Below are 19697 nucleotides of genomic sequence, written 5' to 3'. Positions count from 1 at the left end.
CATCTGGTTTAGCGCGGATTGGGCACAAAGCTTCCGCCCCGGCAAGTTTTTAAATAATTCAGTGCATGGACCTGGCCGGTCATTTCAAGCTCATCACGGTAGACCGGATCGTGCCAACCTTCAATGTCGATTGTGCCTTTGTATCCGGCTTGACGAAGAATGCTGATAACATCTGTCCAATTGGTATCTCCGAAACCTGGCGTACGATGCCATACATACTCTTTTGGACCATGGATACCGTACTCTTTGACGATATCCCAGGCAATCGTAGCATCCTTGCCATGTACATGGAATATTTTGTCCGTCCATTTCCGCAGCTGCGGAATAGGATCTATAAGCGCTACCATCTGGTGGCACGGTTCCCACTCCAGCCCCAGATTGTCCGCAGGGACAGCATTGAACATCTTTTCCCAGGCTGTAGGATTGTGTGCGATATTCCAATCCCCGGTCTGCCAGTTCCCGCCCATCGAGCAGTTTTCAAAGGCGATTTTGACTCCTTTATCGGCGGCTCTTCTGGATAGCTCTCCGAATACTTCCGCGAACTTAGGTAAGGATTCATCAATGGAGCAGTCGGTCAGACGTCCCGTGAAACCGTTTACGATATCAGTGCCGAAGAGATGGGCGTGATCGATCAGCCGTTCCCAGCTGGCCAAGGTGTCGGCGTTGTCACCGGTACCTGTTAACGGATTGCCGAATACACCAACTGCAGAGATCACAAAATGATGCTCAGCAGCCAGTTCGCGCACCCGTGCAGCTGTTTCCGCCAGATTGGTAGCTCCCGTAGTCTGCCAGAAGGTCAGGCTGAAGGATTCGAAGCCGTGTTTAACGATTTGCGGAATGACGCTTACGGCATCTCCGCCGCCGACCAGGGTACCGATTCTCAAATGTTCTTCCATCTTGTGCACCACTCCAATATTGGTTTATATTAAGTTCAATAAACCAAGTATAAAGCCGATCTTAAGTGAAATCTCTTCTTATCTTGTGCTAATATAGCAGAATCTTGTGGGAGTTGATGATGCAGTGACCTATCCGGAGGAGCTCATGGAATATCCCGAGCTTGAAGAGAAAACTTACCCCTTCCGGCTTTTTTTCAATGAATGCAAAGGGGCCAAAGCAGAACAGAATATCCTGTTCATGCACTGGCATGAACATTTCGAGATTATCGTGATGCAGCAGGGAAGCGCTATCTTTCATGTGGACAGCAAGCCCTATTACGCGGCACCGGGAGACGTAATCATCGTCCCTTCCGGTGGGCTGCACGTCGGATATAGCCTGATACAAGGAGATATCGCTTACGTCTCAATCGTATTTCATGCCTCCCTGTTTAAAGACCGGAATCAGGACTCACAGCATGAGCAGTTTGTGGCTCCTTATTTAAATAACCGGTATCAGTTCCCGGTAAAGCCGGCAGATCACCATTCCGGGTGTTCCGCATACTTCCATCTGCTCGAATCCATTATTTCTGAAGTGATGCAGCAAGGCCCGGCTTTTCAGCTTGTAGTAAAGAATCAGCTGCATTTATTCTTCACCCTGCTGGCCCGCACCTTCCCGCCGCAGCAGATGAGTGATAGGCACCAGAACGAACGGTATTCCCAGAGCAGGGAACGCTTCAAACCGCTGCTGGAATATCTGGAAAGCCATATCGATGAGAAAATCAGCATTGAGTTTGCTGCCAAGTTTGTGAATCTGAATCCCTACCACTTCTGTAAAACATTCAAAAAACTGACCGGCCGCACCTTTATAGACTATGTGAACTTGTGCCGGGTAAATGAAGCCGAGCGGCTGCTGCTGGAGACAAATGATTCGGTGACTGAAATTGCCGGCAAGGTGGGTTGTGACAATCCTAATTATTTCACAAAGCTCTACAAACAATATAAAGGGCTTACACCATCCGGAGCCAGGCGTTAATTACAGCAAAAGAGCACCCTTCACGGCATGTGAGCGGTGCTCTTCTTCATCTATGACACTATTTCGTAATCAGCTCAAGCCGTCGCACCGTCGCCTGTGCAGGCAGAGAGTCTTCAACCATACCGGTGCTCCAAAGGTGGACCTGCTGTCCGGGCTTCAGATCCGTCCACCCGGCCTTTTGGCCCTGAGCATTATACAGCTCCGAACGCTGATTTATAGAGAACCAGTAGGTCGGGTCCTCTTTGCCCGGCTCCAGGATCAGGATCCGCTTCACCGGATCAGCTTCAAGCTGAACAATGGTGCCGGTCACATGCGGCTCCCCGAGTTCACGAATCTCATAAGATAGCATACCGGGATCTATTTGCTGTTCCAGTATTTTTCGGGCAGATGCCAAATAATCATCCGGTACAGAAATCCAAATCTTATTCTGCTTAACATCAATCCATGAACCGTATAAATTAAGCTGGTTGAAGAGTTCCGGATCGGACAGCATAGTATATGCCGACTCCAGCTCACCTGAAGTGTAGGTTACATTATGAAGAACATAGCTGGTTGGGGTGAACTTTCCGGCAAAACGTTCTGCCACCTCTCTGCCTAGCCCGACTATATTGATATGGACTTTATTATCCTCCAGATAAATGTCTCCATTTGTGATAGCTTGATCAGCTAAAAAATGACGGACATCATACGGGTTAGCCGAGATCAGGGCTGCTTCGGGCCCATCCCCTGAATCCCGCGCTTCCGAACAGCCGCCAAGCAGCAAAATTGCCGCGGTGATCCAAATGTAAGCAACCTTGATCCTGAACATCATCAGCCACTCCCCCGAAATTTCTACTCTCTCAAACGGCAAATTCGGGGTAAATGTTGCAGCAAGATTACATTTCCGATATTTCGACCCATCGCCGCTCTGTGATCGAGCGTTCTACCGCTTCCAGCACTGCCTGGCATTTCACACCGTCGTTAAAGTTCGGTTCCGGCTGGCGTCCTTCGGAGATTGCGGAGGACAGCTCCAGCATTTCGTGAATAAACGTATGCTCGAAGCCGATCGTATGCCCCGGCGGCCACCAGGCTTCGGCATAATCATGAGCAGGGTCTGTGGCCAGGACACGGCGAAAGCCCTGCACATCCTCAGCGTCAGAGGTCAGATACACTTCCAGCTCATTCATCCGCTCAAAATCAAATTTCACACTGCCCAGACTGCCGTTGATTTCAAAGGAATTTGTCGAACGGTGACCGGCGGCAAACCGTGTAGCTTCAAAGCTGCCGAGTGCACCGTTCGCAAAACGGGCCAGGAATAAAGTGGCATCGTCAACCGTAACAGCTCCCCTTGGCGCGTCTTTCCCCGCCCGGGCGCTTAGCCCGGTCATTTCTGCTGCTAGAGGACGCTCTTTGATGAACGTCTCACTCATGCCGATTACTTCCTGCACATCCCCTACCAGAAAATGAGCCAAATCAATTAAATGCGCTCCCAGATCCCCATGGGAACCGGAGCCGGCGACCTCCTTCTGCAGCCTCCAGACGAGCGGAAACTCAGGGTCCAGAATCCAGTCCTGAAGAAACCAGGCGCGAAAATGATAAATCTTCCCGAGCCGGCCGCTCTCCACCAGCCGCTTCGCCAGCCTCACTGCAGGAGAAAACCGGTAATTGAAACCAATCATATGCTTAATTCCTGCAGCATTGGCAGCATCCAGCATTTCGCGGGAATCTGCCAGATTCAGCGCCAGCGGCTTCTCACAGAAAATATGCTTGCCAGCCTTAGCCGCCGCCAGGGCAATCTCTTTATGCGCATTGCTCGGAGCGTTGATATCGATTAGATCGATATCATCACGGTTGATCAGCTCCTGCCAGTCGGTTACACTTTCCGCCCAGCCCAGCTGATCCGCTGCGGCTCCCACCGCTTCAGCATTCCGGCCGCAGATAACGGACATCTCCGGCTTCAAAACCTGCGGGAAGAACATCGGAAGACTGCGGTAGGCATTGCTGTGGGCCTTGCCCATAAATTTGTAGCCGATCATTCCAATACGAAGCTGTTTCATCTTACTCCTCCTTGAGATCCGTTGTAGTTAAGCTGCCTGAAGCAAATTTGTAAACGCTTAATATATCGCGTACATTTTCTCATGGGGACTGGCGCCCGTCAACCGTACATTCAACTGCCGAGTCTTATTCTGAAGAATCCTTCAGCCAGGCCTGCACATGCGCCAGAAACCGCCGGGCAGCCGGTGAAGCATATTTTAGCGAATTCACAGCTATACCCAGCGAACGGAAGCTGCGTTCTTCCAGCTCCAGCATGGCTACGTTGTGGTTCTGGCGGGTGATGACCATTTCCGGAAGAATGCTGATCCCCAAACCGTTCTCAACCATCGCGATAATCGCCGAGTCATCCCCTGCAGTAAATTTGATATTCGGATGGATTCCGGCCTTTTCCAGTACCCGCCGGGCATCATAGTCCGAACCCGCCTTCTGGATAATGAAATCCTCATGCGCAATTTGCGCCAGCGGCATATAAGGAGCCTGAGAGAGCGGATGATCCTGGGAGAGGATCGCAAGCATCCGGTCCTTTTTCAAGGGGAACACTTCAAATTTATCCCGTGTAGGCAGGGAGATGAAGCCGCAGTCAATCACCCCGGATTCAATCCACTGCTCAATTTCAAGATATCCGCCCTCCATCAGCTTGAATTCAATATAAGGATACTCCCGGCGGAACTCTTTAATCATCCCCGGGAGCCAATGCACGGATACACTCGTGAAGGTTCCGATGGTAATCGTCCCCGTCTCCAGCCCGTGAATATCTGCAACCTGCTGCTTCAGCTGCTCGTTCCACTTGAGAATCTCACGCATCGCCGGCACAACCTGTTCCCCGTTGACCGTCAGCTTGACTCCTGAGCGGTTCCTCAGCAGCAGGGAAAATCCAAACTCCATTTCCAGACTGCTGATGGTATGGCTGATTCCTGATTGCGTGAACCCCAGCACTTCTGCTGCTTTCGTTAAACTGCCCAGCTCCACCACTTTCAGAAAGACCTCATACTTATTCAGACTCAACTTCCCTTCTCCTTTCTTAACATGAATTTTTCTCATGTAAGCTATGATAAACATTCAGTTAACTTATGTAATTGACCGTATTATACTATAAACACAAGATAAGAAAAAGGAAGATGATACCAACGATGAAGCCGCTCAAGGCCGAGCTACTGCTCCTGGTTGTAACAATGTTCTGGGGTTCCTCTTATATATTTATGAAGATGGGGCTGGGCACTCTCGGGGAATTCAACCTGATTGCCCTCCGCTTCGGACTTGCTTTTATTTTAGCAGCAATTCTGTTTCACAGACGGCTGCGCAGCATCAATCTCAGAACATTGAGATACGGGGCATTGCTCGGGTTTTTATTGCTCGGCGTATTCACCTGCATTACGTTTGGCCTGCAGACAACGACGACTTCCAACGCAGGTTTTCTGGTCGCCTTGACTGTTATTTTTGTCCCGATGCTCGATGTCCTGGTCTTCCGTAAGAAAGTCGCCGCTGCGCAAGTATTTGGTGCAATACTGGCCATAGCCGGCATCGGACTGCTTACGCTAAATTCTACATTACACATTCAACCGGGTGATTTCCTCTGTATTCTGTCAGCCCTGTTTTATGCCGTTCAAATCCTTGTCACCGGCAAGGCGGTAAAAAGCTGTGATTCGCTGAACATCGGAATTCTCCAGCTCGGGTTCGTGAGTGGCTATGCATTTGTGCTGTCTGCCATATTCGAAACTCCCCGCCTCCCGTCCAACATGCCAGGCTGGATCGCGATTCTGGCACTCGGCATTCTGTGCAGCGCCTGCGGTTTCATCCTGCAGCCGGTTGCACAGAAATTCACCACGCCGACACGTACCGGGCTGATTTTTTCACTGGAGCCCGTATTCGCCGCTTTCTTCGGTTACTGGTTCGCCGGAGAACAGCTGTCGATGCAGGGTTATGCGGGAGCTGCTCTGGTGATGCTGGGCATTGTCGCTTCCGAGCTGCTCGGCAAAATGTCCCCAGCTTCCCATTTCCCCCGATATCTCAAGAAACGCAGAGCGGATATCTAAAGAGCCCAAGCGCAAAAAGCCGCTGCAGCACTGTGGTACTACCACAGGCTGCAGCGGCTTTTTGCCAAGCTTAGCGTTAATGTCCCATCATCATGGCCGGGTCAGGGTTCTGCCCATCCGCAGAAGCCTTCTGCTGAAGCTGCTTAGGCTTGCGCAGGATTAGACTGATCACCACTCCCGCTACAGCGATACATGCCGAGAGAAAGAACACATCATTAAATCCAAGAACCGCAGCTGTCAGCGGATTGCCGCCTTCGCTCAATTCTTTGGTGTGAACCGAAATCTGACTCGTTAAATAACCGGTCATGCCCGCAACGGCAAAGGAGACTACCACCTGCTGTGCAGCAGCTGTGAGGGGAGTAACCCGGCCAACCCATTCACGGGGTGCGGAATTCAGTACATGTGTGTTCACAGGCATCATCGATAAGCCCATTCCCAGGCCCATCAGAAACAGCCAGAACATAATTAGCGGAAGTCCCGTATCGGTGGTAATCCCAGATAACATGAACAGCGCTGTTGAAATGATGCTTAGCCCCACAAACAATAGCGGCCGGGCGCCGATTTTGTCAAACAGCCGTCCCCCGATCGGCATTCCGATACCCGAAGCCAAAGCTTGCGGAAGCAGAATCAGACCGGTTTCCAGTGGGGTGTAATTACGGATTTGCTGCAGATAGAGAGGGACGAACAGCATGGAACCAAATAATGCAGCCTGGGTGACCCAGGAGAGCAGAATTCCGCGGGAGAAGTCCGATGAACGGAATACACGCAGTTCCAGCAGCGGATGCTTGTGGAGCAGTTCTACGATAACAAAGAGCACTAGCGCCACACCGCCTACAGACAGTCCAACAATGGTTCCGGTAGCTGACCAGCTGTTGCTTCCGCCTTCATTGACACCGTAAGCCAGCATCGAGAAGGCTACCGGAGCCAGGATGATACCGAGAACATCAAGATGTGCTTTGCCTTTCTTCTCCGTGGTCGGCAAATATTTGATGCCCAGAATGATGCCCACAATGCCGATCGGCACATTAATCAGAAAAATCCAATGCCAGCTTACATACTCCACCAGCCACCCCGACAGCACCGGACCCAGTGCAGGAGCTAGCAGCATCGGAATGCCCAGCATCCCCATAATGGAGCCTCTGCGTTCCGGAGGGGCCAGCCTGAATACCATTGCCATCCCGATTGGGGCAACCATTCCCCCGCCAAGACCTTGAATGACGCGGAAAACAACCAGCTGTGTAGATGTCTGCGCAAGAGAGCATAGCATCGAACCCAGCACGAACATTGCTACGGTCGCAACAAACACTTGTTTGGAACCGAACCGGTCCGTCATGTAACCCGCCAGCGGAATCACGGCAGCCAAGGCTAAGGTGTAGCCTGTAATTGCCCACTGGACGGTTTTCAGATCCGTATTGAAATATTCAACCAGTTTAGGTACTGCCACATTGACAACTGTACCGTCCAGGATAACCATAATCATCCCGACTATAATTGCCAGCAATGGCGGCAGTATGGCTTTTAGCGAGAAGGGCTGCTCAGCTGCAGCAGGATTCCCATTCGTCATCGTTGGCATTTTTTTCTCCACTCTTTTCTCTAATTATGATTTGGTTTGGTAAAAAAACGGTCAAACAATCCGTCAATCTGATCTCCAATCGCAGGAAGCTGAAAGACCGGGAGTACACCTTCCTGATCTTGGGGTAAACTCGATGCCATGACTACTGGAAATACCATCGCACCATAAAGCTGAAAAAGCATCGTCATCTGCTGATCTTTGTCTTGTTCTCCGGTAATTTCCTGCAACGCAGCAAGAATTTTTTCAATTCTCATCATCTTGCAATACCTTGCATATTCATCATGGGAGCCGAGAATTACATGCCGCTGATCAAGCATCTGTTTCGCCAGTCCCGGATAACGTTCAAGGTTAGTGATATACCGGATAAAAAACTCCTTAAGCCTCTCTCTCGGCGGCAATAGATCATCCTCCAGCACTTGAAAGGCATCGTTAAAAGTGGACACGAGTACTCTTACCGCAGCCCCAAGCAGATGATCCTTTGAACCAAAATAATAATTCACCAGTGCAAGGTTGATATCCGCCTTAGCGGCTATGTTGCGGAGTGTGGCGCAGCCGAATCCATTTTCCCGGATCAGTTCTACTGTAGCATCAAGAATCGTCTGCTTCGTATCCTTCTCTGAAGAATCTGCGTAGTTAGTGGCTTTGGTCATAATAAAATGAATATCACCCCTTTGAAAGCAATTCTAAACGCCGTTTTAAACACTGTTTAATCCAAATTTAATCTATACTGTTTTCCCCGTGATGTCAATAGCCTATATGATTACAGATACATAAAAAGAAGACGATCCGCCCCATCCAGGAGTCCGGTCGCCTTCTTACTTGTTAGCTATGAGATTCGTCTGCAGCAGCCACGGGTTCCAGCTTCAGACCGGTGATCTTGCCGGCACTGTCCAATGACAGCGTTAGTACAGCTTCGGCTTCTGTAAAAGACAAAATGCTTTGAATAGTGAGCGTCTCCCCGCCCCAATCACTGGCTGTAGATTTCACTCCAAAATATTTCCCCGCCGGAACTGCGATCTGTTCCCAATTCTTTTGAATGAGCGGTAAATCAGGCATCTGCCCGGATTTATCGTTAAAATACCGGGTCTGCAGCTCCTGATATTGGCCTGTTGCCAGCAACATTGATACCGCTCCAGCCGCCACCTCAGGCGTATATATCTCTAATTGATTCGTATCCGTGCTATATCCGGCGATTAAGCCAATCGAGTTCAGAAAAGATAGCGGGACATAAAGCCGTTTATCTCTGGTTTCAATTGCACCTTTGAAAGAAACCTTCTTCTTGTCCTTTTCTCCCATTACAATCTCATGACCGCCAACCTGGAACTCAATGATTTCGTTGACCCTGCTTAATTGAACTTTTCCGGTACTCCCTTGATAGGAAATCTTGTACTTCAGAGCCTCGGCAACCTCACGAAGGGGCACCATCACGGCAGCTCCGCTCTTGTATACCGTCGAATCTGCGAGCGAAAGAGCTTGTCCGTTCACAATAACACTCATGTTCGGCGCGGCTTTAACCTCTTGTGCTGTAAAAGTCCCTGTTCCGGCTGCCACTAACAGAATACTAAGGATAACGGCTGCGATTCTGTTCTTCAAATCGATTCCACCTCTCCTGTATTAGAATTAGTATACACAGAGTCTGAAGGGAATAGTCTTACATTAAACAATAACCGATTTTCTCAAGAATATAACCAGTTTTTCGTAAAAAAGATCTGCCTAACATCATTTCAGTACATTTGTTATTCTACATCAAAATTAAAATAGAGTGATGGGTATGGCTCACTCTTCAGCGTAAAATGCCACCACTCTTTGGTATAAGGCTTGAAGCCCTGTTTGACCATTGCATCTTTCAGGATCTTACGGTTCTGATGCTGGGTCTTGCTCACAAGCACCGTATTATAATAAGAGATCTCTCCGAAGAAATCATACGGGCTGCCCATATCCACCAGGGCTCCTGTTTTCTTGTCAGCCAGTGTTAAGTCGATGGTGCTGCCTCTGGAGTGCCCGGATTTCTTGGCAATAAAGCCCAGCTTAAACAGATTGCGTTTATCGAGCTGCGGGTAATAGAGCTGTTTGTTCTTGGTATCCGAAGAATCCTGGGACCAAGCCACAAACCGGGTTACCGCTTTCTGCGGACGGTAGGCATCATAGATTCTCAGAATATAACCCTTGCCGGCCAAATCGGTACTGACCTTCTTCAAGGCAGTTGCCGCCGTACGGGTGAAGATTGCCAGTGGCGCCTTGTACCCGTTGACTGGTGCTCCGGTAAAATTATTTTTGCCGTAGTAGCAGATCTGATACTGCGCTTCCGGAATAACTTCATCAAGATAAACAAATCCCACCGGCAGATTATTTTTCTTGACCACGCTGTTTTTCGCCGGTATTCCGAGTGTATCCTGACCTGTTACAGCTGCCTGTGCTGAGCCGTAGTTCTCTGCATGCAATGCACCCATCCCTGCAAGCAGAAGGATTACTAAACTCATTCTTGCCACTCTAGACCGCTTCTTCATATCATCGTTATTTTCTTGTTCAGCCCGCTGCGACATCCTTAACCTCCTTCGCCTTAGTATCCGGAAATATTTACGCTGTATAAGTTACATTATCCCCCTTAGGAAGTCCAGCACAAAAAGGCATACCCGAAGTGCGGATATGCCTTTCCGGCAGTGGACAGCCAGGATTGCTTAACAGAAGGATTAATGCATAGGTGCTTGTGATTTATGTTGAATAATAACCCGTTTGAGGAAGAATGCAACAATCAGACCGATAACAGCCATTATCATTCCGAAAATAAACGCGTTCTGCACCCCATGGGTAAATGCCGCCAGCACATTCGACGGATCTGCAGCGTCAGTTACTGTCTTCATATAATTCTTCGTGCCAGAGGTCATGATGCTTACAGCCAGCGCAGTGCCGATAGCACCAGCTACCTGCTGCAGCGTGTTCATGATCGCTGTGCCGTCAGGATAATACTCCAGTGGCAACTGGTTGATCCCGTTCGTCTGGGCAGGCATCATAATCATCGAAATTCCGATCATCAGGGCGCTGTGCAGAACGATAACAAAAATGACTGTAGACGTAGCAGTGATGCTGGAGAAGAACCAGAGTGATACTGCCACAACCACGAGACCCGGAATAACAAGCCATTTCGGACCGTATTTATCAAACAAACGTCCCATCAGCGGTGACATCAAGCCGTTGATAATCCCGCCGGGCAAGAGCAGCAGACCCGCTTTGAATGCACTATAGCCTTGACCCTGCTGGAGATACATTGGAAGAATCAGCATCGAAGACAGAATAACCATCATGCAGATGAAGATCATCAGCACCCCTACTGTAAACATAGGGAACTTGAAGGCACGCAGATTAATCATCGGCTGCTTCATCGTCAGCTGGCGGATGGCGAATAGAACAAGGGCTACAACGCCTATAGCAATCGCAATGATCACTTTGGGACTGCTCCAGCCGCTCTCTTCACCCGCGCTGCTGAATCCGTACACGATGCCGCCGAAGCCAAACGATGATAGCACAATGGAAAGAACATCGATCTTCGGCTTGGTGACCTCAGATACATTCTGCATGAACAGGATTCCGCAGATCAGTGCAATGACCAGGAAAGGCAGCGACAGCCAGAAAATCCAGTGCCAGCTTAAATTTGAGATCAGCAGGCCGGCAATTGTCGGTCCTACAGCAGGCGCGACCATAATGACCAGCCCGATGAGGCCCATTGCCGCTCCTCTTTTCTCAGGAGGAATAATAACCAGAATCGTATTGAACATCAGCGGCAGGAGCAGTGCTGTTCCCATGGCCTGAACAATACGGGCCAGCAGCAAAAATTCGAAGCTCGGCGACATGGCCGCAATAAAGGTTCCTGCAATCGAGAAGCTTAACGCAGCTACAAATAGCTGTCTGGTCGTGAACCATTGGAGCAGCAATCCGGAAATAGGCACGAGGATGCCCAGTGTTAGCAGATAAGCGGTTGTCAGCCACTGCGCTGTCGTAGGAGTAATGTTCAGTACGGTCATCAAATCGGTAAGTGCCACATTCAGTGCCGTTTCACTGAACATCCCGATGAATCCGGCGAGCAGTAAAGAAACAAGAATCGGGATTGTTTTGAACTGTTTTGCTTGGGGTTGTTGCTTGCCTTGCATGGTTGCTTCCACTCTTGTATCCTCCTGATAATCGATAATTTTTTCTCTCTAGCTTTCTGTTTGTTAACCCAGTATGGCGGGTATACTCTGTGCCGCAGCAAGCAGCGGCTGGGTGCTCTTGTGCGTCAGCGCCTGGAGAAGTGCACCTTCGTACAGCGAGATGACGACTGAAGCCTTATTGGCAGCAGTTGTGCTCTCAACGCCTTCCTGAAGCAGACTCTGCATAATAACATCCTGCCAGTCGTTGAACACCGATTGACAAGCCGAGCGCAGCTCATCACTGACACAGGAGGTTTCAACAGCAACCCAGAAGCTGAACGGAACTAACCCTTCAAAAGAAGTCTCCTCAGCCTTCCTGGCTACCTCCAGAATGAAATCCTGTATCATTACGGATGTACCCAGTTGTTTTTCTGCGTAGTACCGGAGCAGCTGGGCAACAATTTCACTTGTCCGGCTGATGCAGGTTAAGGCCAGTTCTTCTTTGCCCCGGGGAAAATAATAATAAAGCGATCCCTTCGGCGATTCACTATCCTTAATGATCTGATTCAAGCCGGTCGCGTGATAACCTTGTGTGAAAAACAATCTTGAAGCGGTGTCCACAATCGCCTCACGTGCATTGTGCTTGTTCGACAAGCTCAACACTTCCTTTTCTTTTATAACAATCGGTCTATATAATAAAACCATAAATTTTAACTATATGTCAAGATTTAATTGTTTCAAATTTAATTTCTGTCCCGGTCTTAATCATTCTTAAGAATAGAAAGTAACATTCCAATTGTTAATCTTATGTCCGATAAAGTATAATATTATTATTCCAATCCGAAAGGTGTGTATTATAGTGGGAGAAATCCGTACAACCAAAGGGATTCCCAGACCTCTAGTCAAAATCAATCAGGCTTTTATCGTCATCTCTGTACTGCTGGCCTGGATCACAGGCATCGATTTGCTTCTTGCGCTCCCGCTGGCCGCCGGACTGTCCGGTCTGCTGTTTGGATATAATCCGGTCATAAAGCTAGCTGCTAATTTCTTGAGGAAAGAGCCTTCCTCTTACCTGCAGGAAGACTGGGATCAGCAGCAGTTCAATCAGAGCATTGCTGTTTTTTGCCTTACAGTCGGACTGGTAAGCTTTTTAGCGGGCTGGACGGCACTTGGGTATGTTTTCACTGCACTGGTAGCCGCTGCCGCAACTGTTGCCATCCTTGGCTTTTGCATCGGCTGCTTTATCCATTATCAATGGAAAATGTACAGTTACAGACGCAAACAGGCAGCATCGGGCAAATAATTACCGTGCCGATGCTGCCATGTGAAAGTCTATAGAGTTCATTTCAAAATGTAGGGAGTCAGGATCTTCTCTACAGAAGAGGCGAAGCTTTTGCCTGCTCCCCAATCGAATTTAAAGACCTTACTGTTTGAGCTTCCCGCCGAAATGAGACGGACATTACTAACACCCCGAAAATTATCCACAATCATCACTAGCGCAGCCTGATTGCCGGAGCGCAGGAAATAACGTTCATACACCAGTGTTCCAATCATCAGGCCGTCTCCAAGATCATGCAGCTCCTGATGCAGCAGCTCCGATTGTTCCGATAGACCGTTCCTCACCAGTGTTATTGCTGCATCAGGCTGCAGACTGATATCAAATCTAAAAACTTCATTCATCCAAACCTGCCTCCCCCATAGTTGAAGCACGCCTACTTATTCTACTGTGTTATTCCTCCCGGTCTGCCCCGGCGACATCCCAGCGGTGGCGGAATTTTGCCAGGCGGGGGTGAATCTGGGCAGGTTCTTCTGACAGGAGCAGCCGCAGCTTGACAATCCACTCTTCAAAAGAAGAATAGGATGCAAACAAATTGGCCATTTCCGGAGTCAGATACAGAAAATACGGCGCTGGATATACATCGCTGATATGACGAAGCGCCGAATCCAGCGGCGTGTATTTCTTCCGCTTTCCTTCCAGACTCTCCACGGTGACGAATGGGAGTCCCTGCTCTCTTTTCCACTCATGAAGACGGTCTTCCCGCTTGTAGTAAGCCTGTACGGGCTCTTTCGTCATACGTCTCACCGTTTCCTCATGCAGCGGATAAAGCACCAGCTTAGTGAATTTGCGATCTACCGCAGTCCTCGCAGCTATTTCCAGCTCCTGATCCGTGATACGCTCAAATGAATCATAGAAAATTAAGCTTCCCTTACGTTCCTTGGCCGGTGGTTCATAACCATAAGGCACATGCTGAATGTCTCGTTTCATCATTACCCTCCTGCTTAATCGATAACTACAGCATATCATGCTAAGCTGATCTTTCAAAAAAGCAGCAGAGCTTTATCCCTTAAATTTCTGATGGGCATATGCTGCAGCGCCCAAAGTACCCGCACGGCTGCCCAGCTCGGCCTGTACGATGCTGCATCTGCCGCTGGACAGCTTCAAGGCATGGCCGTTCACGGTTTCGCGCACAACGCCCAGCAGCCTGTCTCCTGCCGCCGCCATTCCCCCGCCGATTATGATCCGCTCAGGGTTCAGCAGATTAATCACATTCGCCAGCCCGAAACCAAGCAGTCTCCCTGTCTCATGCATCAATTCTAGCGCCAGTTCATCTCCATGGTCATAAGCCTCTGAGATCATCAGCGCGGTAATCTGTCCGTCGTCGCCGTTTGTCCAGGACTGAATGACACTGGATTTGCCTGCTGCCAGCTTTTCTATGAAGGTATTGACCATGCCTACAGCAGAAACATACCGCCCGAGACAGCCGGAGCTGCCGCAGCGGCAGGGCCTGCCGTCTCTGTACATATTCATATGCCCGATTTCTCCTGCACTATAGGTCGTCCCGTACAGCACCTTACCGTCATGCACAATTCCCGATCCCAGACCTGTACCTAGTGTCAGCAGCACCAGATTTCTGCAGTTTTTACCGGCACCATGCAGCCACTCTCCATACAGGTTGACCCGCACATCATTATCAATATAAACAGGGAAATCGTAATGCTGCTTCATTTCATTCACAATATGTATTTGCTCCCACCCCGGAAAGTTCGGGGAGAAGATAGACAGCCCTTCTTCCGGGTCCAAAAGGCCCGGTATTCCCATCCCCATACATTCAATCTGCTGAAGATCAATCCCGTTCCCTTCCGTCAGCTGCTTCACAGCAAGTCTGATCCGCTCGAGTACATGTGCCGGCCCTTCCGCTGCCTCAGTTAAAATAGATAATTCCTCTACGGCGGTGAATCCGGCATCGAACAACCCGGCCTTGATATTCGTTCCGCCTAAATCGACACCTATGATGTAGCTGTTCATCATATCCCGTCCTTCTATTGCTTGATCGTCCTGTTACTATCCTTATTATGAGATTTCAGACAAAGAGAGGTTAGGATTTTTATCGCATATTTATAGTATTTTCTTAGGGATTTCCCAAGGCAAAAAAAAAAGCAAACGGAGATGTCTCATCCGCCTGCCTCAAATAACTAACTTATCTTTGTTAAGAGCCTGCTCCCTTATACCGTTTGACTCCGTAATTCCAGCTTAGAAGTCCAATACCCAGGAACACTGCGCCGACTACCGGCGTTAGTAAAGCCATGCTTCTCATCTCATCCCTGTGCAGGAACAGTGCTGCCGGATAGATTCCGACAAAAGCAAACGGAACAATCCAGGTGAGCAATACCTGAATCGCCCGGTTGTAGATCGTCACCGGATAACGGCCATAAGTCTGAATATTATACATGAGCGGCAAAATGCCGGTCGGCGCATCGGAATAGAACGACAAGGAAGTAAGGGTCGTATAGATCCCGGTGTATATAGCAACCGCACTTAACGTCAGGACAAGCAATGCCGGAATTGTCCACCATTCAAAAGGCAGGCCGAGATTTGCGCCGCTGATCGCCATAATAATCAGTCCGATGAACGAACCGACCAGAGACGGCGGATCGACATTTTCCAGGAAAATCTGAAACAGATTATGCGCCGGCCGCGTCAGGACACGGTCCATCTCGCCTTTAACAATGTATCGCTCACTGAAGCCCCACATATTCACAAAGCAGCTGAAGACACCAAAGGGCACCATAAAGAAGCCGTAGACAAACACTACTTCATTCTGATTCCAGCCGCCGAGACTGTCCGTATGCATGAAGATAACCAGAATAAAGATAAAGTTGGTCGCCTGAAACAGCAGATCCGATATGACCTCCACCCAAAAATCGGCACGGTAGGTTAACCGGGTTTTCATATAATTTTTCAAATATTCAAATAATAATCCCAAGTAATACATATCATCAACCTCCCTGCACGAACAGCCGCTTACGCGCCGCATGGTATAGCCAGACAATAGGAATGATCAGCGCCAGGAACCAGAAGACCTGGACACCGAGCACATTCCAGATGCCTACCCCTTGTACCCGGCCCGTAAATACGGAGCCCGGCAGGTAAGTAATGGCTTGAAAAGGCAACACGTGAAGCACAGAAGACAGCCAGCCCGGAAACAAGGTGATCGGCACAATCAGACCGGAGAACAGGTCCACGATTACCCGCTTCATCCGCATTACGCCTTCATTGTTCTCGACAAAAAAAGCAGTCAGGCCTGTGATTACATTAATCTGTGAGCTGATCAGGAAGCTGAAGAAGAGCATGACCAGGAAACCGATCCAGGCCGAAAGCTCCGTAGGCAACTGCACAGGAAACAGTAGTACCGCTATAATCATCCCCGGAATCATCAGCATCATGAACCGGAACAGCCCTTCACCGAGTCCCTGCATCATTTTGACCAGCACGTAATTATAGGGGCGGATGAACTGGATCGCGATGCTGCCGTCACGGATATCCGTAGAAATCTCACGGTCCAGATTGTTGAAATAAAAGGCCCTCGCCATCCAGGAGACAGCAACATAAGTTGTCATTTGTGCCCCTGTAAAGCCGCCTAAAGATTCACCGCCGCCATATATGGCCTTCCAGGTGAAATAATTCACCCCGATATTCAGGGTATAAATCAGAATACCAGAATAATAATTGATCCGGTAAGCCAGCATAGTCAGAAAGCGGATGCGGATAAAATCAAAGTAAGCACCAAGCAGCAGCCGTCGCCCGTTTTCCGGGGAATGGCCTGACGAAGAGCCTCCACCTGAGGTGGAGACAGCAGTCTTTAAAGCTTTAGACATGAGTGGCCTCTTTCTCATCCTGCAGGCCCGCGATCATCTCTTCCGGCTTCTCGGCAGATCCGGACTGATAAATGCTGCGTACAATCTCATCCGTATTCGTTTCGATAATTTTGATGTCGGTTATGTCGGCTTGACCGACAACCCGGGCCAGCACATCGGATACGTTCAGCTCCAGCGGAATCCATACCTTGGCTCCCAGCTCATTCTCAGCCGACCAGGACACGGGCATCCCGTCCGTCCACTGCACCAGCTGCGCAAGCTTAGTCGCTGTCCCAAACTGGAACTGCACCTCGCGTCCGGTTCCCCAGCGCTGCTTCAGCTCCTCAAGCCCGCCATCATAGATAATTCGTCCGTCATCCAGCATAATTACCCGTGAACACAGGGCTTCGATATCCTGCAGATCATGGGTTGTCAGCAGAATGGTAGTGCCATGCTCACGGTTCATGTCTTTAAGAAAATCGCGGATCTCTGACTTCACGACGATATCAAGTCCAATGGTCGGCTCGTCCAGGAATATAATCGACGGATTATGCAGGAGCGCAGCCACAAGCTCACAGCGCATCCGCTGGCCAAGACTTAGCTTGCGGACCGGACGGTTAAGCAGCTCCTGCAGCTCCAGCCGCTCGACCAGCTCGTCCAGCCTTTTTTTGAAATCCTGCTCGGATACCCGGTACACTTTACGCAGCAGCTGAAAAGATTCAATAACACCGATATCCCACCAGAGCTGGCTGCGCTGGCCAAACACAACACCGATATTCTGCACGAATTTCTCGCGTTCCTCATAAGGAACAAAGCCGCCCACAGACACACTGCCTGAGGAAGGAACCAAAATTCCCGAGAGCATTTTGATCGTCGTTGATTTGCCTGCTCCATTCTCGCCGATATAGCCGCAGATTTCCCCTTGGGGAATAGTAAAAGAAATATCCTTCACAGCTGTAACTTCAGAATATTGCCGTTTAAACAAATCAGCGAAGGCCCCTTTGAGGCCCTCGCGGTTTTTTTGGACTTTGAAGGTTTTGCGCAAGTCCTGCACTTCAATTGCGTTCATAGAGTACCTCGCTAAGCTAATAGTATGGTTCAGTTCTCCATTATAATGTACGGAATGGAAAAGCACTACCCTCTTTATTTGGCGACGCGGCCTTCAAAGAATTCCGGGGACTTCACAGCTTCCAGATGGCCGGAGCGTGTTACTTTAGTCCGCAGGTACTTTTCATTGAAGACAGAGACATCACCCCAGAGCGGAATTCGCTTGCCGGTGTTCATCCCTGCAGCCTTCAGAGCTTCCATCTTCTTAGGATTGTTGGTGATCAGAGTTACAGGTTTGCTGCGCAGATGCTGAAGTACGCTGATCGCATCCGTATAGTCTCTGGAATCATCGGCAAAACCCAGCTCCAGATTAGCTTCCACAGTATCATAGCCTTCTTCTTGAAGAATATAGGCCATAGCTTTGCTGAACAGGCCGATCCCTCTTCCTTCATGGTTGGCCAGATAGAACAGCGCCCCGGAGCCATGCTGGGCAATCATCTTCATGGACTGGCGGAGCTGGAATCCGCAATCGCAGCGTTTGCTGCCAAAAATATCGCCGGTATGGCAAATGCTGTGCATCCGGATGAGCGCTTCGTCCGAATATTCAAAGTCACCATAGACGAGGACACTCGACTGCTGCCCGTCCGCAAGCTTCATGGACGACAACCGCGAAATAAGCAGTTCAGTAGCCTCCTTGGAGTCCCCTTGAAGCAGGTCAGCATCTGTCGCTTTGATCCAGCTGTACCATTTATAAGTGACGGTCTCTCCGTCCAGATTAACAGGCAAAGTAATCGGTCCAACTAATATGTTAGTGTTGTCATCGTTAGTGATCCATTTGATTTTATTCTGCAATATAGAAATGATATCCGGTTTGATCATAATTGCACCGTCCTAAATTTTAATAATTTAATTTCTTACTAGTAACTATTTGTAAGTTAGTTTATCATTGTAATATAACTTCGTCAAGTTATAATATATATTTAAATAATTATAATTACTTATTGTAAGTTTGTGATATAATGAATGCAGAGGTGATCTAAATGAATGAATTCGAGATGTGTCCACGCTTTGAGAAAGCGGTAGACGTGCTTAGCAAACGCTGGGTCGCATTGATCGTATTTGTATTGATGCAAGGCCCCCGCCGTTTCGGTGAAATCGAAAGCTGTCTCTCCAATCTCAGCGGCAAGGTTCTTTCCGACCGCTTGAAAGAAATGGAGAACGAAGGCATCATTCAACGGACAGTGTATCCTGAAATGCCAGTGCGCATTGAATATTCGCTTACCCCGAAAGGAACAGCTCTTGCTCCTATTCTGGGGGAAATCGGAAACTGGTCTTCGGATTGGATTGAGCTCGGTGTGAAACAGTGACGGCCGTCCCGCTAGCAAACAAGCGCCCTTTTTGAACCGGCTTCCGGATCAAATGGGCGCTTATTTGTTGTTATAATCATTTTAAATATTCATTTAATTTTTTTCTGTTGAAGTCAGCAGGAAAATATAGTAATTTAAAAGCGTAATCTATTATAAATTGAGAGGTGGAGCTAACAATGGAAAAAATGTGCATGGAAATGATGATGAACATGTGTATGGAAGACATGATGGCTAAGATGAACTCAATGAAGATGTGTATGGAAATGATGTCCGAAATGAAAATGATGGACATGAACATGGACATGATGATGAAGAAAATGCAAGACTGCGATGAAATGATGACCATGTGTATGACTATGATGCGCGAAGGAATGCAAATGTCTAAGTAATCATGAATTCATAGGTTACCGTGAATCCGTTAAATTCACATTAACCGGATATTCGCAAGTCTTGGCAGAGCAGACCAACTGCATGC

The 19697-nt window shown here is 48.9% G+C and carries 22 protein-coding genes; 5 read left to right on the top strand and 17 right to left on the bottom strand.

What is annotated here, in order from left to right; all coding sequences use genetic code 11:
* Positions 1–8: 8 nt before the first annotated feature.
* Entirely contained in the window at positions 9–896 is an 888-nt protein-coding gene (locus tag QU597_RS13575; protein ID WP_310833097.1) for a sugar phosphate isomerase/epimerase family protein, read from the bottom strand.
* A 106-nt stretch (positions 897–1002) separates the two neighbouring features.
* Between QU597_RS13575 and QU597_RS13570 the strand changes: the two genes are divergently transcribed.
* Positions 1003–1908 (top strand): helix-turn-helix domain-containing protein, encoded by a 906-nt coding sequence (locus QU597_RS13570; protein ID WP_310833096.1) that lies wholly within the window; start codon positions 1003–1005, stop codon positions 1906–1908.
* A 58-nt stretch (positions 1909–1966) separates the two neighbouring features.
* Here QU597_RS13570 and QU597_RS13565 read toward each other — a convergent pair whose 3' ends face one another.
* From QU597_RS13565 to QU597_RS13555, 3 genes are all read right to left on the bottom strand, one after another.
* Positions 1967–2719, bottom strand: a complete 753-nt coding sequence (locus tag QU597_RS13565) for a hypothetical protein (RefSeq protein ID WP_310833095.1) — start codon at positions 2717–2719, stop codon at positions 1967–1969.
* Between the two features lie 64 nt (positions 2720–2783).
* Entirely contained in the window at positions 2784–3944 is a 1161-nt protein-coding gene (locus QU597_RS13560) for a Gfo/Idh/MocA family protein (protein ID WP_310833094.1), read from the bottom strand.
* Between the two features lie 124 nt (positions 3945–4068).
* Positions 4069–4947: a LysR family transcriptional regulator gene (locus QU597_RS13555; RefSeq protein WP_310833093.1), complete on the bottom strand. Its 879-nt coding sequence runs from the start codon at positions 4945–4947 to the stop codon at positions 4069–4071.
* Positions 4948–5072: 125 nt separating this feature from the next.
* Here QU597_RS13555 and QU597_RS13550 point away from each other — a divergent pair, with 125 nt between their 5' ends.
* Positions 5073–5975 carry a DMT family transporter gene (locus QU597_RS13550; RefSeq protein ID WP_310833092.1) on the top strand — a complete coding sequence of 301 codons (903 nt, stop codon included), beginning with the start codon at positions 5073–5075 and terminating at the stop codon, positions 5973–5975.
* 76 nt (positions 5976–6051) lie between these two features.
* On the opposite strand, the gene QU597_RS13545 is transcribed toward QU597_RS13550, so the two are convergent.
* From QU597_RS13545 to QU597_RS13520, 6 genes are all read right to left on the bottom strand, one after another.
* Positions 6052–7548, bottom strand: coding sequence for an MDR family MFS transporter (locus QU597_RS13545; RefSeq protein WP_310833091.1), 1497 nt, complete (start codon positions 7546–7548; stop codon positions 6052–6054).
* Positions 7549–7568: 20 nt separating this feature from the next.
* Positions 7569–8198 (bottom strand): TetR/AcrR family transcriptional regulator, encoded by a 630-nt coding sequence (locus QU597_RS13540; RefSeq protein WP_310833090.1) that lies wholly within the window; start codon positions 8196–8198, stop codon positions 7569–7571.
* A 172-nt stretch (positions 8199–8370) separates the two neighbouring features.
* Positions 8371–9141, bottom strand: coding sequence for a stalk domain-containing protein (locus tag QU597_RS13535; protein WP_310833089.1), 771 nt, complete (start codon positions 9139–9141; stop codon positions 8371–8373).
* 143 nt (positions 9142–9284) lie between these two features.
* Positions 9285–10091 (bottom strand): M15 family metallopeptidase, encoded by an 807-nt coding sequence (locus QU597_RS13530; RefSeq protein WP_310833088.1) that lies wholly within the window; start codon positions 10089–10091, stop codon positions 9285–9287.
* Positions 10092–10238: 147 nt separating this feature from the next.
* Positions 10239–11693, bottom strand: coding sequence for a DHA2 family efflux MFS transporter permease subunit (locus QU597_RS13525; RefSeq protein WP_310833312.1), 1455 nt, complete (start codon positions 11691–11693; stop codon positions 10239–10241).
* Positions 11694–11756: 63 nt separating this feature from the next.
* On the bottom strand, positions 11757–12377 hold the full coding sequence (locus tag QU597_RS13520; protein ID WP_441295343.1) for a TetR/AcrR family transcriptional regulator: 621 nt from the start codon (positions 12375–12377) through the stop codon (positions 11757–11759).
* A gap of 154 nt (positions 12378–12531) precedes the next feature.
* On the opposite strand from QU597_RS13520, the gene QU597_RS13515 reads away from it, so the two are divergent.
* Positions 12532–12975 (top strand): DUF4395 domain-containing protein, encoded by a 444-nt coding sequence (locus tag QU597_RS13515; protein ID WP_310833086.1) that lies wholly within the window; start codon positions 12532–12534, stop codon positions 12973–12975.
* A gap of 38 nt (positions 12976–13013) precedes the next feature.
* Here QU597_RS13515 and QU597_RS13510 read toward each other — a convergent pair whose 3' ends face one another.
* The 7 genes from QU597_RS13510 to QU597_RS13480 all read right to left on the bottom strand — a co-directional run bounded on the left by QU597_RS13510 (position 13014) and on the right by QU597_RS13480 (position 18734).
* Positions 13014–13352, bottom strand: coding sequence for a DUF6054 family protein (locus QU597_RS13510; protein ID WP_310833085.1), 339 nt, complete (start codon positions 13350–13352; stop codon positions 13014–13016).
* 49 nt (positions 13353–13401) lie between these two features.
* Complete coding sequence (locus QU597_RS13505; protein ID WP_310833311.1) at positions 13402–13938, bottom strand: hypothetical protein; 537 nt, start codon at positions 13936–13938, stop codon at positions 13402–13404.
* Positions 13939–14010: 72 nt separating this feature from the next.
* Positions 14011–14982, bottom strand: coding sequence for an ROK family protein (locus QU597_RS13500; protein WP_310833084.1), 972 nt, complete (start codon positions 14980–14982; stop codon positions 14011–14013).
* Positions 14983–15160: 178 nt separating this feature from the next.
* The gene (locus tag QU597_RS13495) at positions 15161–15946 is read right to left on the bottom strand and encodes an ABC transporter permease (protein WP_310833083.1); all 786 of its coding nucleotides are present in this window, start codon (positions 15944–15946) and stop codon (positions 15161–15163) included.
* A 4-nt stretch (positions 15947–15950) separates the two neighbouring features.
* Entirely contained in the window at positions 15951–16745 is a 795-nt protein-coding gene (locus QU597_RS13490; protein ID WP_236333083.1) for an ABC transporter permease, read from the bottom strand.
* Between the two features lie 76 nt (positions 16746–16821).
* Positions 16822–17877 (bottom strand): ABC transporter ATP-binding protein, encoded by a 1056-nt coding sequence (locus QU597_RS13485; protein ID WP_310833082.1) that lies wholly within the window; start codon positions 17875–17877, stop codon positions 16822–16824.
* A 74-nt stretch (positions 17878–17951) separates the two neighbouring features.
* The gene (locus tag QU597_RS13480; protein ID WP_310833081.1) at positions 17952–18734 is read right to left on the bottom strand and encodes a GTP cyclohydrolase II; all 783 of its coding nucleotides are present in this window, start codon (positions 18732–18734) and stop codon (positions 17952–17954) included.
* Positions 18735–18895: 161 nt separating this feature from the next.
* Here QU597_RS13480 and catR point away from each other — a divergent pair, with 161 nt between their 5' ends.
* Positions 18896–19222, top strand: coding sequence for a catDE operon transcriptional regulator CatR (catR, locus tag QU597_RS13475; RefSeq protein WP_310833080.1), 327 nt, complete (start codon positions 18896–18898; stop codon positions 19220–19222).
* A 176-nt stretch (positions 19223–19398) separates the two neighbouring features.
* Positions 19399–19611 carry a hypothetical protein gene (locus QU597_RS13470; protein ID WP_236329598.1) on the top strand — a complete coding sequence of 71 codons (213 nt, stop codon included), beginning with the start codon at positions 19399–19401 and terminating at the stop codon, positions 19609–19611.
* Positions 19612–19697: the final 86 nt, after the last annotated feature.

Source organism: Paenibacillus pedocola, assembly GCF_031599675.1.
Lineage (GTDB): Bacteria > Bacillota > Bacilli > Paenibacillales > Paenibacillaceae > Paenibacillus_AQ > Paenibacillus_AQ pedocola.
The sequence above is the reverse complement of the archived record's forward strand: the minus strand, read 5'-3'. Positions and strand labels throughout refer to the sequence as shown.

Excerpts from the sequence above, each read along its gene's own strand:
- QU597_RS13575 (WP_310833097.1), bottom strand. The coding sequence starts at position 896 with ATGGAAGAACATTTGAGAATCGGTACCCTGGTCGGCGGCGGAGATGCC.
- QU597_RS13565 (WP_310833095.1), bottom strand. The coding sequence starts at position 2,719 with ATGATGTTCAGGATCAAGGTTGCTTACATTTGGATCACCGCGGCAATT.
- QU597_RS13560 (WP_310833094.1), bottom strand. The coding sequence starts at position 3,944 with ATGAAACAGCTTCGTATTGGAATGATCGGCTACAAATTTATGGGCAAG.
- QU597_RS13550 (WP_310833092.1), top strand. The coding sequence starts at position 5,073 with ATGAAGCCGCTCAAGGCCGAGCTACTGCTCCTGGTTGTAACAATGTTC.
- QU597_RS13545 (WP_310833091.1), bottom strand. The coding sequence starts at position 7,548 with ATGCCAACGATGACGAATGGGAATCCTGCTGCAGCTGAGCAGCCCTTC.
- QU597_RS13540 (WP_310833090.1), bottom strand. The coding sequence starts at position 8,198 with ATGACCAAAGCCACTAACTACGCAGATTCTTCAGAGAAGGATACGAAG.
- QU597_RS13530 (WP_310833088.1), bottom strand. The coding sequence starts at position 10,091 with ATGTCGCAGCGGGCTGAACAAGAAAATAACGATGATATGAAGAAGCGG.
- QU597_RS13525 (WP_310833312.1), bottom strand. The coding sequence starts at position 11,693 with ATGCAAGGCAAGCAACAACCCCAAGCAAAACAGTTCAAAACAATCCCG.
- QU597_RS13520 (WP_441295343.1), bottom strand. The coding sequence starts at position 12,377 with ATGGTTTTATTATATAGACCGATTGTTATAAAAGAAAAGGAAGTGTTG.
- QU597_RS13510 (WP_310833085.1), bottom strand. The coding sequence starts at position 13,352 with ATGAATGAAGTTTTTAGATTTGATATCAGTCTGCAGCCTGATGCAGCA.
- QU597_RS13505 (WP_310833311.1), bottom strand. The coding sequence starts at position 13,938 with ATGAAACGAGACATTCAGCATGTGCCTTATGGTTATGAACCACCGGCC.
- QU597_RS13500 (WP_310833084.1), bottom strand. The coding sequence starts at position 14,982 with ATGATGAACAGCTACATCATAGGTGTCGATTTAGGCGGAACGAATATC.
- QU597_RS13495 (WP_310833083.1), bottom strand. The coding sequence starts at position 15,946 with ATGTATTACTTGGGATTATTATTTGAATATTTGAAAAATTATATGAAA.
- QU597_RS13485 (WP_310833082.1), bottom strand. The coding sequence starts at position 17,877 with ATGAACGCAATTGAAGTGCAGGACTTGCGCAAAACCTTCAAAGTCCAA.
- QU597_RS13480 (WP_310833081.1), bottom strand. The coding sequence starts at position 18,734 with ATGATCAAACCGGATATCATTTCTATATTGCAGAATAAAATCAAATGG.
- catR (WP_310833080.1), top strand. The coding sequence starts at position 18,896 with ATGAATGAATTCGAGATGTGTCCACGCTTTGAGAAAGCGGTAGACGTG.
- QU597_RS13470 (WP_236329598.1), top strand. The coding sequence starts at position 19,399 with ATGGAAAAAATGTGCATGGAAATGATGATGAACATGTGTATGGAAGAC.